Consider the following 15385-nt stretch of genomic DNA (forward strand, 5'->3'; position numbering starts at 1 on the left):
GGGCGCCGGCTCAGGTCGGCTTGTTATCTGGCTTTCTGGCAGTCCTTCGCAGGCCGCCCGGTTCAGGCGGTCTTCGGTTCGTTCAGATGCAGCTCCGCCGTCATGCGCTCGCGCATGACGAACTTCTGCACCTTGCCGGTGATGGTCATCGGCATTTCGTCGACGAAGCGGATGTAGCGCGGGATCTTGTAGTGCGCGATCTGGTCGCGGCAGAAGGTGCGGATCTCGTCCTCGGTGGCGCTCTGGCCGGGCTTGAGGACGATCCAGGCGCAGACTTCCTCGCCATACTTGGGATCGGGCACGCCGAACACCTGCACCGCCTGCACCTTGGGATGGCGGAACAGGAACTCCTCGATCTCGCGCGGATAGACGTTCTCGCCGCCGCGGATCAGCATGTCCTTGACTCTGCCGACGATATTGCAATAGCCGTCGGCATCGATGGTGGCCAGGTCGCCGGTGTGCATCCAGCCGTCGCGGATGGCCTCCGCCGTGCGGGTCTCATCGTCCCAATAGCCCTGCATGACCGAGTAGCCGCGCGTGCAGAGTTCGCCGGTGGCGCCGACGGGCAGCACCTGGTCGTCGATGTCGACCACCTTGCATTCCAGATGGGGCAGCACCCGGCCCACCGTGGACACGCGCTTGTCCAGCGGGTCGTCGGTGGCGCTCTGGAAGGAGACGGGGCTGGTCTCGGTCATGCCGTAGGCGATGGTGACCTCGGCCATGTGCATGTCCTTGATCACGCGCTTCATCACCTCAATGGGGCAGGGGGCGCCTGCCATGATGCCGGTGCGCAGCGTGGAGAAGTCGTACTTGGAGAAATCCGGGTGATCGAGCTGGGCGATGAACATGGTCGGCACGCCATGCAGCGCGCTGCAGCGTTCCTCGCTGACCGCGGCCATGGTGGCGACCGGGTCGAAGGCCTCGCCGGGGAACACCATGCAGGCACCGGTGGACACGCAGGCCAGCACGGCCAGCACCATGCCGAAACAGTGATACAGCGGCACCGGAATGCACAGCTTGTCCTGCTCGGAGAAGCGCATCGCCATGGCGATGGAGCGGGCGTTGTTGACGATGTTGCGGTGCGTCAACGTAGCGCCCTTGGGCGCGCCGGTGGTGCCGCTGGTGAACTGGATGTTGATCGGGTCGTTGCGGTCGAGCGTGGCCGTGACGGCGTCCAGGTCAGCGCGGGGCACCGTGGCGCCGCGGGCGACCATCTCGTCGAAATTGAGCATGCCGGGCGTGTGCGCCTCACCCATGCGGATCACCCAGCGCAGCGCCGGCATGCGCACGGCCTGCAGCGCGCCCGGCTCGCTGGTGGCCAGCTCCGGCGCCAGTGTCTGCAGCATCTCGAGGTAGCGCGAGGTCTTGAAGGCCTCCGCCGCGATCACCGCCTTGCAGCCCACCTTGTTCAGCGCGTATTCCAGCTCGGCCAGGCGGTAGGCGGGGTTGATATTCACCATGACCAGGCCGGCGCGTGCGGTGGCGAACTGGGTCAGCAGCCATTCGACCCGGTTGGGCGACCAGATGCCGACCCGGTCGCCGCGTTGCAGTCCCAGCGCCATCAGGCCGGCGGCCATGGCGTCAACGGCTGCGGCAAACTCCCGCCAGGTCCAGCGCACGCCTTGTTCGCGGAATACCACGGCCGGACGGTCGGGAAAGCGTGCGGCCGTGGCCGCGAGGAAGTCGGGAACCGTCTGCTCGGACAGCGGGATGCGCGTGTCACCCTTGACGTGCGCCATTCCATCCACGGGTAGCCCCACGGCTGTCTCGGTGCGCGTGGTCTCGGTCATAGTCGTCTCCAGATTGCAGATTGCGTGCTTGCCGTTGAATCTTGAGTGTGTCTCAACTATGTTACGGCAATCTGACTGCTTTATTTTTTGCTGTATGCTGCGTTTGTTCCGTCGTCAACGGGGTAAAATTACACCGACGTCGGCGAAATTGCAAATGCAAAATTGAGTGGCATTCAACAAACTGCGTGGAGCAGGCGCGGTGCGGCGGGCGCCGCACCCGGCCGGCTGCCCACGCAACAAGGATAGTTCGATGGACGACACCGTGGTCGGGCGCCGCGTTCCCGCGCGCGCCAAGGCAGAGCAACGCATACGGGACATCCTTCGGGTCAGCCGCGAGGTGTTCTCCGAGTTCGGCTACGATCGCACCACCACCACCGAGATCGCGCAGCGGCTGGGCATCTCGGAAGGCACCATCTTCACGTACTTCCACAGCAAGCGGGAGCTGTGCGCGCGCGTGATCCAGGACTGGTACGACGAGATCATCGCGGCGATCGAGACCGGCATGCCGCGCGGGCAGAGTACCAAGGTGCAGCTCGAGTTCTTCGTGCACACCCACCTGCGCCTGTTCCTGATCCAGGGCACCGGCCTGTGCGCGCTCGTGTTGTCCGAGGGGCGCGCCAAGGGCCAAGGCCTGGGCGATGTCTTCCTGCCGCTGCAGCGGCGCTATACGGCGCCGTTGATGGAGCTGCTGGCGCGGGCGCGGGAGGCCGGCGAGATCCGCGCCGACCTGCCCTTGAGCTTGTTGCGCTCGGCCATCCTTGGCCCGATGGAGCACGTGCTCTGGGACGCGGTGGTCGGCGGGCGTCCGGTGGATATCGAAAAGACGGCGCAGAACCTCGTCGCGCTGCTATGGCCGGCATTGCTGCCGCCCGACCTCGAGGCGGCGGCGCTGAAGCAGTTCTACGGTGAGGTGGGGGCGGCGCTGCGCCGGGTGGAGCAGGGCAAGGCGGCGCCGGGCGGGGAGGGAGCGGCCTGAGCGGCCGAAGCCAAAGGATGCGCCAACGCCGTTGGCCAAGCATAGTGTCTTGACCCCCTCTCCCCTCATGGGGAGAGGGCCGGGGTGAGGGGTGGTCTAGCAAGGCACCACGCACAAACGAAGCCGTCGGTGTTGTCCAGCATGGTAAGGCCAAGACGAAGCCGTCGGTGTGATCCAGCACGCCAACGCTAAAACGAGGCCGATGGTGTGGTCCGGCACGTCGCTGCATGCAAGCGCCTGCCCTCACCCCCGGCCCCTCTCCCGCAAGCGGGAGAGGGGAGACAACAAGCGTGATGGCGAGGGCTTTCGCGTGAAACCAACCCACCCAACCCCAGCCCCAGCCAGCGAGACAGATCCGCAGGCAAAGATCCGCTCAAGGAAGAACGCGAGGAGAAGACGCTCACGCCATCTGACTGAGCGTCTTGCGAAACCGCGCCAGGGAGAAGGCAAACAGCACGCTGCCAATCAGCAGCAGGAAGAGGAAAGGCTTCCACACCACGCCCATGCCCGCGCCGCGGTAGAGAATGGCCTGGCCCAGCTCGACAAAATGGGTCGTCGGCGCCGCCAGCATGATGTCCTGGACGAAGACCGGCATGCTTTCGCGCGGCGTCCTGCCGCCCGAGAGCATCTGCAGCGGCAGCATCACCAGCACCAGCAGCATGCCGAACTGCGGCATGCTGCGCGCCAGCGTGGCCATGAAGATGCCCATCGAGGTGGTGGCGAACAGGTGCAGCGCGGCGCCGGCGAGGAAAAGCCACATCGAGCCCTCGATCGGGACATGCAGCGCGCCGCGCACGATGAAGGTCAGCGAGAAGCCCGCGGCGACCAGCACCACCAGTCCCATGGACCAGACCTTGGCCAGCATGATCTCGGTGGGCGTGACCGGCATCACCAGCAGGTGCTCGATGGTGCCGTGCTCGCGCTCGCGGATCAGCGCGGCGCCGGTCAGGATGATCGAGAGCATGGTGACATTGTTGATGATCTCCATCAACGCGCCGGACCAGGACTGGGTCAGGTTTGGGTTGAAGCGCGTGCGCACCGCCAGGTCGACGGGCAGCTCGGCGGGCGCGCGGTAGCGGCGCGCGAACTCGCTGACCTCGTCGCTGATGATCTGCTGGATGTAGCCGCTGCCGGTGAAGGCCTGGCTCATGCGCGTGGCGTCGATGTTGAGCTGGATCTCGGCGGGGCGCCCCGCCAGCACGTCACGCTGCAGGTTGGGCGGGATGTCGATGGCGAAGGTGTAGCGGCCGGCATCCATGCCGGCATCGGCCTCGGCCGGCGTCACCATGACCGGATGCCCGAAGTGCGGCGGGTAGAAGGCCGAGACGATGCGCGCTGACAGCGGTGAACCATCGTTGTCGGTCACCGCGATGGGCGCCATGTGCAGCGTCTCCGGGATGGCCGTGGCGGCCGAGTAGATCATCGCGGTGAAGGCCACGACGATCAGGATCAGCATCATGGGGTCGCGCGCCAGGCTCCACAGCTCCTTGACGCCGAGGCGGTAGATATTGGCCGCATGGCGCAGCCGGAAGGGCGTCGGGCGGCCCATCTCAGGTCTCCTGTTTCTTCAGCAGCCACACCGCGGCGCCCAGGATCACCGGCACCGATACCAGCAAGGGCCAGAAGGCGCCGTGCAGGTCGGACAGGTGCAGCGCCTTGCTGAACACGCCGCGGCTGATGGTCAGCATATAGGTGGCGGGGTAGATCTGGCCGATCAGCCGGCCACTGCCTTCCAGGGAGGACACCGGATTCAGCAGCCCGGCGAACTGCACCGCCGGCACCATGGTGCCCATCATGGTGAAGAACAGCGCCGCGATCTGGCTGCGCGTGAAGGTGGATGCCAGCAGGCCGATGGCGGTGGAGATCACGCTGAAGATGGCCGCGGCGAGCAGCAGCGTGGCGAAGCTGCCCTTGATCGGCACGTCGAACAGCGTCACCGCCAGCAGTGTCATCAGAAGGAAGTTCAGCAGGGCCAGCAGCACGTAGGGACCCTGCTTGCCCAGCAGGAACTCCAGCCGCGTCACCGGCGTCACGTAGAGGTTGATGATGGAGCCCAGCTCCTTCTCGCGTACTACCGCCAGCGCGGTCAGCATCGCGGGAATCATCAGCAGCAGCAGCGGGATCACCGCCGGCACCATGGCCGGCAGGCTGCGCACGTCGGGGTTGTAGCGGAAGCGGGCCTCGACCGTGACCGGCGCGGCGGCCTTCTGGCCCAGCCGCTCGCGCGCCTGCTCCACCAGCCAGCCCTGGTGCATGCCCTGCACGTAGCCGCGCACGGTCTCGGCCCGCTGTGGCATGGCGCCGTCGATCCACATGCCGATCTGCACGGTCTTGCCGCGTTGCACGTCGCGCGCGAAGCCAGGCGGGATCTCGATGGCCAGCGAGAGTTCGCCGCTGCGCATGCGCCGGTCGAGCTGAGCGTAGTCGGTGATCGGCGGGCGCTCGATGAAGTAGCGCGAGCCAGCCAGGTTGAGCGCGTAGTTCTGGCTCATCACAGACTGGTCGCGGTCCAGCACGGCGTAGTGCAGGTCTTCGACGTCCATGCTAATGCCGAATCCCATCACGAACATCAGCAGCAGCGAGCCGGCCAGCGCCAGCGTGGCCCGGACCGGGTCGCGGCGCAGCTCGAGCGACTCGCGCCACATATAGCTGAGCGCCCGGCGCAGGCTGAAGCGGCGCGACGGCCTGGGGGCGTACGCGGCGGACATCTCCAGCGCCTCGGCCGGTTCGGCTTCCTGCACGCCGCCCTGCGTGCCGGCGCCGGCATCGACGAGATAGGCGATGAAGGCTTCCTCCAGCGTGGCGCTGCCGCGCGTGCGCGTCAGTTCGTCCGGCGTGTCGCTGACCAGCACGCGGCCCGCGTGCATCAGCGAGATGCGGTCGCAGCGCTGGGCTTCGTTCATGAAGTGGGTGGAGATGAAGATGGTGACACGGTCATCGCGCGCCAAGGCGATCAGCAGGCGCCAGAAGTTGTCCCGCGCCACCGGGTCGACGCCGGAGGTCGGTTCGTCGAGGATCAGCAGCTCGGGCTTGTGCACCATCGCCACCGCCAGCGAAAGCCGCTGGCGCACGCCCAGGGGGAGGTTTTCAGGCAGGGTGTCCAGCACCTCGCGCAGGCCGAAGCGGTCTACCATCTCGTTCACGCGTGCGCGAATCAGTGCCTCCGCCACGTGGAACAGCCGCGCATGCAGCACCAGGTTCTGCCGCACGGTGAGCTCACCGTACAGGGAGAAGGCCTGCGACATATAGCCCACACGGCGGCGCGTATCGATGTCGCGCGGGTCCACCTCTTTGCCGAACAGCCAGGCCTTGCCTTCGCTGGCGGGCAGCAGCCCGGTCAGCATCTTCATGGTGGTGGACTTGCCGCAGCCGTTCGAGCCGAGGAAGCCGAAGATCTCGCCGCGGCGGATGCGGAAGTTGACATGGTCCACCGCGACGAAGTCGCCGAAGCGCATGGTCAGGTCGCGCGCCTCGATGGCGATCCCGGCGCTCTCGTCCACCTGCAGGGGCTGGATCTGGACCGGCTGGTGGCCGCGCCGCTTCTCCTCGGGCAGCAGGGCGATGAAGGCGGCCTCCAGCGAGTCCGTGCCGGTGCGCGCCAGCAACTCGGGCGGCGTCCCGGTGGCGAGCACGCGGCCGTCGTCCATGGCGATCAGCCAGTCGAAGCGCTGTGCCTCATCCATATAGGCGGTGGCGACGATCACGCTCATGCCGGGGCGCTGCACGCGGATGCCGTTGATCAGGTCCCAGAACTGGGCGCGCGCCAGCGGGTCCACGCCGGTGGTGGGCTCATCCAGGATCAGCAGGTCGGGGTCGTGGATCAGCGCGCAGCACAGACCCAGCTTCTGCTTCATGCCGCCCGACAGCTTGCCCGCGGGCCGGTCCAGGAAGGCGTGCATGCCGGTGGCGTGCGTCAGGGTGTCGATGCGGCGGCGCCGCTCGTCGCGGTCGTGGCCGAACAGGCGGCCGAAGAACTGCAGGTTCTCCTCGACCGACAGCGTCGGGTAGAGGTTCTTGCCCAGGCCCTGCGGCATATAGGCGATGCGCGGACAGACCGCATTGCGGTGCCGTGCGCTGGACATGTCGCCGCCCAGCACCATGACCTTGCCTTCCTGCACGGCGCGCGACCCCGCCACCAGCGCCAGCAGGCTGGACTTGCCGACGCCGTCCGGCCCGATCAGGCCGACCATGCGGCCCGCCGGGATGTCCTGCGAAACCTGCTTGAGCGCGATCGTGCGGCCGTAGCGCAGCGTCACGCCGCCGACCTGGACGACGGGGGGCTGGCAGTTTTCGGTCACGGCACCCGCACCTGCAGCTTGGCGGGCCATTCCGTCTTGGCATCCAGCCTGAGCCAGGCCACGCCGGGCAGGCCGGTCTTGACGTGCTGCAGATGCTGCCTGAGCAGATCGGGCCTGATCTGGGCCTTGACGCGGAACATCAGTTTCTGCCGCTCGCTGGCGGTCTCGACCGTTTTCGGCGTGAACTGGGCGGTGCTGGCGACGAAGCTGACCTTGGCGGGAATCACGTACTGCGGCGCGGCATCCAGGATGATGTGGACATCGTCGCCCAGCGCGACTCTGCCGGCCACCTGCTCGGGCAGGAAGAAGGTCATGTAGACGTCGGCCAGGTCGACCATATTGAGCACCTTGCCGCCGGCGCCGAGCACTTCGCCGGCCTGTGCCACGCGGTACTGCACGCGGCCGTCGCGCGGGGCGCGCAGCTCGCTGTCATGGATGTCGGCATCGATGCGGGCGATGGTGGCCTCGGTGGCGGCCACCGCCGATTGGGCACCGGTCTGTTCGGCACGGGCGGCGTCGATCGCGGCACCCGCGGCGGTGACCTGGGCGCGGGCGGCATTCACGGCGGCGTCCGCACTGCGCACGCGGGCGCGGTCATCGTCCAGCTCCTGCATCGAAGACGCGCCTTCGCGCGACAGGGTCTCCGAGCGGGCGAAGCGGCGGCGGGCCGCGTCCAGTTCGCTTTCGCGCTGGACCACGATCGCTTCAGCAGCGCGCTTGTCGCTTTCGCGCAGGGCGACCTGGGCCTTGGCGCTGGCCACGCTGTTGATGGCACGCTGGCGCTGCGCGACGGCCTCTTCGCGCTGCGCCTGCAGCGTGTCGATCTGCATGCGCGCCAAGGGCTGGCCGGCCTTGACGAACTCGCCGTCGGTGACGAGCATGGCGGTGACTCTGCCGGCAAGCTTGGTGGCAACGTCGATCTCGGTGGCCTCGATACGGCCGTTGCCGCTGATCAAGCCCTCACCGGGGCCCTTGTCGCCGACCAGCTTCCAGCCATAGTAGGCGGCGGCTGCCACGGCCAGCACGAGTGCGGCGGGGACCAGTTTTCGGACGGGTAGGCGCATGACGATTGACCTCGTTTATTGGGGCACGGCGTCCGGCGCGCCTGCGGCGGACGGGGCTTCAGTAGGGTTCGCTTTGCGGGCGGCCGCCTGGGCGACGGTCGGGCCGGCATCCAGTTCGCGCACGCCGCCGCCCAGCGCGGTGTAGAGCGCGACGCGGCTGGAGATCAGTGCGCGCCGTGTCTGCACCAGTTGCTGCTGTGAGGACAGCAGGTCGCGCTGGGCGTCCAGCACTTCCAGGAAAGGCGAGGCGCCGTGGTCATAGCGAAGGCGGGCCAGGCGCTCGCGCTCGGCCTGGGCGGCCACGGTGGCGCGCAGGGTCACCACCTGTTCGGCCAGCCAGCGGCGCGCGGACAACGCGTCGGAGACGTCGCGGAAGGCCGCCTGCACGGTCCTCTCGTAGTTGGCCACGGCCTGGTCGCGCCGCACCTCGGCCAGGTCCAGCCCGGCGCGGCGGCGCCCGGCATCGAAGATGGGCAGCGTGATGCTGGGGGCGAAGCTCCAGGCCCGGCTCGGGCCGATGAAGAGCCCATTCAGCTCGGCACTGGCCGTGCCGAAGGCGCCGGTCAGCGTCACCTGCGGGAAGAAGGCGGCGCGTGCCGCCCCGATATCGGCGTTGGAACCGCGCAGCTGGTGCTCGGCGGCGACGATGTCCGGCCGGTTGTCGAGCAGCTCCGCGGGCAGGCCGGCCGGCAGGTCGCGTTGCACGGCGTCGTCGTCGAGCCGGTCCGTGGCCTGCGGCAGCGCCAGCGGCGTGCCGACCAGCAGTTCAAGCGCGTGCGCCTGCTGGGCGCGCACCAGTTCCAGCTCGGTGCCAAGTGCCTTGGCTTGCTCGTAGAGCGCTTCCACCTGGGTCAGGTCCAGCTTGGTGATGGCGCCCATTTCATAGCGGCGGCGGAAGATGCGCAGCGACTCGCCGCGGCTGGCGATGGTCGCGCGGGTCAGCGCCAGCCGCTCATCGAGCTCGCGCAGCGTCAGGTAGGCGTCGGCGACCTCGCCGATCAGGCTGAGCGTAAAGGCTTGCCGCGCGGCGTCGGTGGCCAGGAAGTTCTCCAGCGCGGCATCCTTCAGGTTGCGCACGCGGCCCCAGAAGTCCAGCTCCCAGGCGGCGACGCCCAGGCTGACCTGGTACTGGCTGGCAGTGAGCGGCCGGCCAGTCAGGTTTAGGTCGCCCGGGGTGTGCGCACGCGTGCCGCCGGCCTGTGCGCTGACGGTCGGGAACAGGTCCGCGCGCCGGATCGCGTAGGCGGCACGGGCTTCCTCGACGCGCAGCACGGCGATGCGCAGGTCGCGGTTGTTGGCGAGCGCGGCGGTGATCAGCCGGCGCAGCGCCGGATCCTGGAAATACGACTGCCAGGTCACCGCGGCGGCCGCCGGCAGGGGCGTGCCGCCGCCATCCGTTTCCTGGGTCGGCTCGTAGTAGGTGCTGGCCACCGGCAGCGCGGGCTGCTGGTAGGGTGGCGCCAGCGAGATGCAGCCTGCCAGCAGCACGCTCAGCAGGGTGGCAGGCAACAGCCTCCCGGCGCATGCCGGAAGCGCCGGCAGATGCGGACGATATGGCATTGCCTACTTCTCCAGCACGTAGGTGCCCGGTGCATCGCCCAGGATTGGGTAGCCGCGGCGCGGCGCCGCCATATGCGGCGGATTCACCGGCGCGCCGGACTGGCTGTCCAGCCACGCACTCCATTCCGGCCACCAGGAACCGGCCTGCGTCGGCGCGGCCTGCAGCCATTCGTCGGGCGTCATGCTGACCTGATTGGTCGGGCGGCACAGCATGCGGTAGTTGCGGCGCGGATGACCGGGCTCGCTGACGATGCCGGCGTTGTGGCCGCCGCTGGTCAGCAAGAAGGTCAGCGGCGCCTGCGACAGGTAGTGCAGCTTGTAGACCGAGCGCCATGGCGCGACGTGGTCCGTCTCGGTGCCGACGCAGAAGATCGGCAGGCGCAGGTCGCCGATCATCACCGGCCGGCCGCCGACCGGGTAGCGGTTCTCCGCCAGATCGTTGTTCAGGAACAGCCGGCGCAGGTATTCCGAATGCATGCGCGCCGGCATGCGCGTGGCATCGGCGTTCCATGCCATCAGGTCTGACATCGGCCGGCGTTGCCCTAGCACGTAATCGTTGACCATGCGCGACCAAAACAGGTCATAGGGGCGCAGCATCTGGAAGGCGCCGGCCATCTGGCGGGCGGTCAGGTAACCGGTGCGGGCCATCTGCGCCTCGAGCAGGCTGACCTGGCTCTCGTCGATGAAGAGTCCGAGCTCGCCCGGTTCGCTGAAGTCGGTCTGCGCGCAGAACAGGCTCAGGCTGGCCAGCCGCGAGTCGCCGTCGCGCGCCATGGTGGCGGCGGCAAGCGCCAGCAGCGTACCGCCCAGGCAGTAGCCGGTGGCATGGACGCGGGCCTTGGGCACGATGGCACTGACGGCATCGAGCGCTGCCTGCACGCCGAGCGTGAGGTAGTCGTCCATGCCGACGTTGCGGTAGCTCTCGCCGGGATTCTTCCAGGACACGCAGAACACCGTGTAGCCTTGCCCGACCAGGTAGCGGATCAGCGAGTTGGCCGGCGACAGGTCCAGGATGTAGTACTTCATGATCCAGGCGGGCACCACCAGCACCGGCTCGGGGCGCACCTTGCCCGTGGCGGGGCTGTATTGCAGCAGCTCGATCAGCTTGTTGCGGAACACCACCTTGCCTGGCGTGATCGCGACTTCGCGGCCTGGGCGGAATTGCTCGGCGCCCGCCGGACCTTGGCCGGCGAGCCGCCGCATGACGTCAGTCCAGGCATGCTGCGCGCCGCGCAGCAGGTTGGCGCCGCCTTCCTCCAGGGTCCGGCGCAACGCCACCGGGTTGGTCGCGAGCTGGTTGCCTGGCGATAGCATGTCGAGCCACTGCCGGGCGGCAAAGGCCACCAGCTGGGCGTGATGCGGTTCCACCCCGGGGACGTTGCGGGTGGCTTCTTCCCACCAGTGCTGCGTCAGCAGGAAACGCTGGTGCCAGAGATTGAAGGGCCATTGCCGCCAGGCGTGGTCCGCAAAGCGGCGATCGTGCGCTGGTGGCACGATGCAGGCGCGCGCTTCGCCGGGTCCGGCGGCCAGGCAGTCGGCCAGGTAGCGGTTCAGTTCGGCGGCCTCGTGTACTACGTGCTGCGCCAGTTCGAGGCGCTTGCCGGGCGCCATCGCCAGGTGGGAGGCCCAGTCAAGCCAGGCCAGCGCGCCAGCCGCGGGTGACAGCGAGCCCGTCAGGCGCGCAAAGGCGCCGCGCGCCGCGGTGTCGAGCGCGGCCGCGGTGGCGTCGCGTTCAGGCCGTTCGGAAGATGTGCTCATACGGAATCGGCTCCAGATCTGCGCCAGCTGCGCGGCGAGCGCCGCCCGGCTGGCTGGCATTGCGGCGTCGGTGAGGCTCTCGGCCTGGCCGGCGCGCCCGGGGCACGCGTTGTCGTGTGCATGCCTGCATTGTGACGAAAAGCGCGCAGCCGAACCTTGATTGGTATCAAGCTAGTGACCGACCAGTCAGTTTCTAATGCAGGCATCCATTGTCATTGTGCACCCAGCCGGCCGAGGTGCCGTCCTGTCATGCTGCAGCAAGATCCCCACGCAATCCCAGCCACAGCGAGCGAGGCGAGCCGCCGCAAGCGGCTGCCATCCGCACTGCGCATCGAACAGATACTGGATGCCGCCCTGCAGGCATTCTCCGCACACGGCTACGCCGACACGCGGATGGAGGACATTGCGCGCGGCGCTGGCTTGTCCAAGGGTGGCTTGTATGTGCATTTCGCCAGCAAAGAGGAGGTGCTGCAGGCTCTGCTCGACAATCACCTGGCACCGCAACCGCTGGATGCCGCGGCCTTGCTCGACGGGGTGGAAACGACGCGGCAATTCGCCGAACGCTTGGTCACCCACCTCTACGGGAGCCTGGCCAATCCCGCGATGATCGGGACCATGCGGCTGCTGCTCGCGGAAAGCGCACGGGTGCCGCAGGTGATAGAACGCTGGCGGCGCGCATCGCTCGACGGCTCGCATGCGGACGTCGGCCGCTTGCTGGCGCAGGCCGTGCAGCGCGGCCTGTGCGGCCAGAGCGTGGCCATGCGCCATCCGTGGCTGCTGCTCTCGCCTATCGTGGCGACTGTCGTGATGGCGATCGTGGCCGGCCCGCTCAGCGATATCGAACTGGCGCAGCGGCGGCAGGCGCATGTGGAGATGTGCTGCGAACTGTTGGCACCGCCCGCAATTAGAGTGCCGCTTGATCCACATCAAGGCATCGGCCCATAGGTGGCCCGAATCGGCGATTTCCCGCCCGCGCGGGTTCCCGCCCGGCGCAGGGCACTGCTACACTGCGCAGCCTCGCGACGGGGCCCGGGCTTGCCCACCCTCGCGCAGACGGAAGAACGTAGCAAGCAAGAACAAGATGATGACAACAGCAGCCGCCGGCTTCGGAGGCGGCAAATGACAGTCGACGGTCGCCCCCCGAGGCCGTGCGACAACGAAGGCGGCAGGACCGGCGCTCCGATGGCGATGGCCCAGCCTAGCGCCCCGCACACGCCGCATGCCCCGCCAGCTCCGCCCACCCCGCACGCTTTGCACACCCCGCCCGTTCCGCACGCCGGGCCGGCGATCGGCAATCACCAGGCCATTGTCACGCTGGCCAGCCTGACGCTGGCCGGGTGCGCGCGCTACCCGGGCGCCTCCGGGCATCTGATCCGCACCGCGCAGATTGCTGCCTGCCTCGCCGAGCTGATGGCACTGGATACAGCCGAGCAGTTGCGCATCCGGCTGGCGACCCCGGTGCATGACCTGGGCAAGCTCGCCATTCCCGATCACGTGCTGCTCAAGCCCGGCAAGCTCGAGCCGGAGGAGTGGCGCATCATGGAACAGCACACGGAGATCGGCGCGCAAGCGCTGGCCTCCAGCACGGACGAACTGCTGCAGTACGCGGCAGTGATCGCGCGCCACCACCATGAACGCTTCGACGGCAGCGGCTATCCGGCCAGGCTCGCCGGCCATGCCATTCCCCTGGCCGCGCGGGTCGTGGCAGTGGCCGACGCATTCGACGCGATGACGGAGTCGCGCTGCTACCGGCCCCGCATGACAGAAGACGACGCCTGCTCGATCATTGCCGGCGGCAGTGGCACGCATTTCGACCCCGATGCGGTCAGCGCCTTCCTGGACGGCTTCACCCAGATCCGGCGCGCGCGCGCCGCGGCCGACGCACTGGTCGACCTGGACAGCGATACCGAGGCGGTCGCCGCCTTCTACCGCTTGACGCCGGCGGACCTCGGCCTGGCGACGCGGGTGGCCACCGACCTCGCGCAGCGCAGGCTGCGGTACGGCGCGGGCGGATAGGCATAGGGCGCAGGCGCGCAAAGCGATCACGCAAGGCCGGCTGCGGCCATTTCCAAGCGGGCGCTCAAAGCGTGAGCACGTCGCGCAGGACCATGTGCACGCCAAGCACGATCAGCGTGCCAAGGAAATAGCGCTTGAATACCGCGGGCGACAGCCTCTGGCGCAGCCATTGGCCAGCTGCCATGCCGGCCAGCGCGGGCGCCAGCATCAGCGCGGATTCGCCCAGCACCACGCCGGTGTAGCGGGCGTTGAGGGCGAGACCCGCCGCCAGGGCCAGCGTGGAGACGGTGAAGGAGAGTCCCATCGCCTGGATCAGTTCATCGCGCCGCAGACCCAGTGCCTGCAGATAGGGCACGGCGGGAATCACGAACACGCCGGTGGCGGCGGTCACGAGCCCTGTGGCGACGCCGGTGGCGGGACCCAGCCAGCGTTCCAGGCGGGGCGGCACGGACAACGGCGCGCCGGCCAGGCTCCAGGCGGCGTAGCCGACCAGCGCCAAGCCTAGCGCGATGCCGGCCCACATGCCGGCGGGTGCGCCCAGCAGCCAGGCACCGCCCAGCGTGCCGGCGCAGACCCCGAGCTGCATCGGCGCGAGCCGCCGCGCCAAGGGGCCGAGCGTGGACCAGGGCCGGACTTGCCAGACATTGGTGAACAGAGACGGCAGGATCAGCAGGGCAGCCGCCTGCGCGGGCGGCATCATCAGGGCCAGCAGGGCCATCGAGAACGTGGGCAGGCCCAGGCCGACCACGCCTTTGGCGATGCCGGCCACGGCGAACACCGCAGCCGCGGCCAGCAGCGGCGCAGTGTCTGCAATGGATAGGGTTTGAGCAAGCATCATGGAAAGCGGGCGCATGGCGCGGGGGTGGGGGCTTCGCGTGGAGCGCCGCGGCGCGCGGGGTCCAGCGCTGGCGGCATCCTGAAGCCCATTGTGGCGGGCGGGGCAGGCTCTGAAAATTTGGAAGTTGCTAAGCGTGGCTCAGGCGCAGCCTGAGGCATGGCGTGATAAGGTGGCGGCATGCGCTTCGACCTGACCGACCTGCGGCTCTTCCTGAACGTCCTCGAGGCGGGGAGCATCACGGCCGGGGGCGAAGCCACCCACATGACGCTGGCCTCGGCCAGCGAGCGCATCCGCGGCATGGAGGAGACGCTGGGCACGCCCCTGCTGGTGCGCGAGCGGCGCGGCGTGCGGCCGACTGCCGCCGGCCACACGCTGGCGCAGCAGGCGCGCCTGGTGCTGCACCAGGTCGACCGCCTGCAGGGCGAACTGGCCGGCTATGGCCGGGGCCTCAAGGGCCATATCCGGCTGCTCTGCAACACCTCGGCGCTGAGCGAGCACCTGCCCCAGGCGCTGAGCGGCTTTCTGTCCGAGCATCCCCAGATTTCGGTCGATCTGGAGGAGCGGGTCAGCTATGAGATCGTCGATGCCGTGCACAACGCGCTTTGCGATATCGGCGTGGTCTCCGACGCGGCCGACCTCACCGGCCTGCAGTCCTTCGTCTTCCGGGCCGACCCGCTTGCGCTGATCGTGCCGCGTGGCCACGCGCTGGCCACGCGCACCAGCGCAAGCCTGGCCGACGTCGTCGACCAGCCGTTCGTCGGGCTGTCGGAGGGCAGCGCCCTGCAGGAGCATGTGGAGCACCATGCCCGGCGCCAAGGCCGGCGCCTCAACTACCGCGTCAGGCTGCGCAGCCTGGAGGCGATCTGCCGCATGGTCGGCGCGGGCATCGGCGTCGGCATCGTGCCGCAAGCCGTGGCCGTGCGCTGCGCCCGCTCCGCCGGCATCAAGCGCATCCCGCTGAGCGACCCCTGGGCCGCGCGCAAGCTGCTGCTCTGCGTGCGCGACCTGGACGCGCTGCCGGCGCACACCCGGCAACTGATACAGCACCTGCTGACGGGCGCGCCGCGCGGCTGACGCCAGGTGGG

The 15385-nt window shown here is 68.7% G+C and carries 11 protein-coding genes; 4 read left to right on the forward strand and 7 right to left on the reverse strand.

Annotation, left to right across the window (positions count from 1 at the left end; genetic code table 11):
* Window positions 1-62: 62 nt before the first annotated feature.
* Window positions 63-1790, reverse strand: coding sequence for an AMP-binding protein (locus tag AC1Z3O_RS26005; protein ID WP_483518877.1), 1728 nt, complete (start codon window positions 1788-1790; stop codon window positions 63-65).
* Window positions 1791-2040: 250 nt separating this feature from the next.
* Here AC1Z3O_RS26005 and AC1Z3O_RS26010 point away from each other — a divergent pair, with 250 nt between their 5' ends.
* Window positions 2041-2766, forward strand: a complete 726-nt coding sequence (locus tag AC1Z3O_RS26010) for a TetR/AcrR family transcriptional regulator (RefSeq protein ID WP_483518879.1) — start codon at window positions 2041-2043, stop codon at window positions 2764-2766.
* A 400-nt stretch (window positions 2767-3166) separates the two neighbouring features.
* Here AC1Z3O_RS26010 and AC1Z3O_RS26015 read toward each other — a convergent pair whose 3' ends face one another.
* The 5 genes from AC1Z3O_RS26015 to AC1Z3O_RS26035 are packed head-to-tail and all read right to left on the reverse strand — an operon-like array spanning window position 3167 to window position 11446.
* Window positions 3167-4315 carry an ABC transporter permease gene (locus AC1Z3O_RS26015; protein WP_483518881.1) on the reverse strand — a complete coding sequence of 383 codons (1149 nt, stop codon included), beginning with the start codon at window positions 4313-4315 and terminating at the stop codon, window positions 3167-3169.
* Between the two features lies 1 nt (window position 4316).
* Complete coding sequence (rbbA, locus tag AC1Z3O_RS26020) at window positions 4317-7064, reverse strand: ribosome-associated ATPase/putative transporter RbbA (protein WP_483518883.1); 2748 nt, start codon at window positions 7062-7064, stop codon at window positions 4317-4319.
* Window positions 7061-8128, reverse strand: coding sequence for an HlyD family secretion protein (locus AC1Z3O_RS26025; protein ID WP_483518885.1), 1068 nt, complete (start codon window positions 8126-8128; stop codon window positions 7061-7063). The genes rbbA and AC1Z3O_RS26025 overlap by 4 nt, the downstream gene beginning before the upstream one ends.
* Window positions 8129-8143: 15 nt before the next feature.
* Window positions 8144-9688, reverse strand: coding sequence for an efflux transporter outer membrane subunit (locus AC1Z3O_RS26030; RefSeq protein ID WP_483518887.1), 1545 nt, complete (start codon window positions 9686-9688; stop codon window positions 8144-8146).
* 3 nt (window positions 9689-9691) lie between these two features.
* Entirely contained in the window at window positions 9692-11446 is a 1755-nt protein-coding gene (locus AC1Z3O_RS26035; RefSeq protein ID WP_483518889.1) for a PHA/PHB synthase family protein, read from the reverse strand.
* A gap of 249 nt (window positions 11447-11695) precedes the next feature.
* Here AC1Z3O_RS26035 and AC1Z3O_RS26040 point away from each other — a divergent pair, with 249 nt between their 5' ends.
* A complete protein-coding gene (locus AC1Z3O_RS26040; RefSeq protein WP_483518891.1) occupies window positions 11696-12391 on the forward strand; it encodes a TetR/AcrR family transcriptional regulator in 696 nt (231 codons plus the stop codon).
* A gap of 174 nt (window positions 12392-12565) precedes the next feature.
* Complete coding sequence (locus AC1Z3O_RS26045; RefSeq protein ID WP_483518893.1) at window positions 12566-13462, forward strand: HD-GYP domain-containing protein; 897 nt, start codon at window positions 12566-12568, stop codon at window positions 13460-13462.
* Window positions 13463-13526: 64 nt separating this feature from the next.
* Here the strand turns inward: AC1Z3O_RS26045 and AC1Z3O_RS26050 are convergent, their stop codons facing one another.
* Window positions 13527-14300: a sulfite exporter TauE/SafE family protein gene (locus AC1Z3O_RS26050; protein ID WP_483518894.1), complete on the reverse strand. Its 774-nt coding sequence runs from the start codon at window positions 14298-14300 to the stop codon at window positions 13527-13529.
* A 177-nt stretch (window positions 14301-14477) separates the two neighbouring features.
* Here AC1Z3O_RS26050 and AC1Z3O_RS26055 point away from each other — a divergent pair, with 177 nt between their 5' ends.
* Window positions 14478-15374, forward strand: coding sequence for a LysR family transcriptional regulator (locus tag AC1Z3O_RS26055; protein ID WP_483518896.1), 897 nt, complete (start codon window positions 14478-14480; stop codon window positions 15372-15374).
* Window positions 15375-15385 lie beyond the last annotated feature (11 nt).

Source organism: Cupriavidus sp. 09_S30 (assembly GCF_056930435.1).

Bases quoted from the DNA above. Each gene is read 5' to 3' on its own strand.
- AC1Z3O_RS26030 (WP_483518887.1), bottom strand. From the start codon at position 9,688: ATGCCATATCGTCCGCATCTGCCGGCGCTTCCGGCATGCGCCGGGAGG.
- AC1Z3O_RS26055 (WP_483518896.1), top strand. From the start codon at position 14,478: ATGCGCTTCGACCTGACCGACCTGCGGCTCTTCCTGAACGTCCTCGAG.
- AC1Z3O_RS26025 (WP_483518885.1), bottom strand. From the start codon at position 8,128: ATGCGCCTACCCGTCCGAAAACTGGTCCCCGCCGCACTCGTGCTGGCC.
- AC1Z3O_RS26050 (WP_483518894.1), bottom strand. From the start codon at position 14,300: ATGATGCTTGCTCAAACCCTATCCATTGCAGACACTGCGCCGCTGCTG.
- AC1Z3O_RS26010 (WP_483518879.1), top strand. From the start codon at position 2,041: ATGGACGACACCGTGGTCGGGCGCCGCGTTCCCGCGCGCGCCAAGGCA.
- AC1Z3O_RS26045 (WP_483518893.1), top strand. From the start codon at position 12,566: ATGACAGTCGACGGTCGCCCCCCGAGGCCGTGCGACAACGAAGGCGGC.
- AC1Z3O_RS26040 (WP_483518891.1), top strand. From the start codon at position 11,696: ATGCTGCAGCAAGATCCCCACGCAATCCCAGCCACAGCGAGCGAGGCG.
- AC1Z3O_RS26015 (WP_483518881.1), bottom strand. From the start codon at position 4,315: ATGGGCCGCCCGACGCCCTTCCGGCTGCGCCATGCGGCCAATATCTAC.
- AC1Z3O_RS26035 (WP_483518889.1), bottom strand. From the start codon at position 11,446: ATGAGCACATCTTCCGAACGGCCTGAACGCGACGCCACCGCGGCCGCG.
- AC1Z3O_RS26005 (WP_483518877.1), bottom strand. From the start codon at position 1,790: ATGACCGAGACCACGCGCACCGAGACAGCCGTGGGGCTACCCGTGGAT.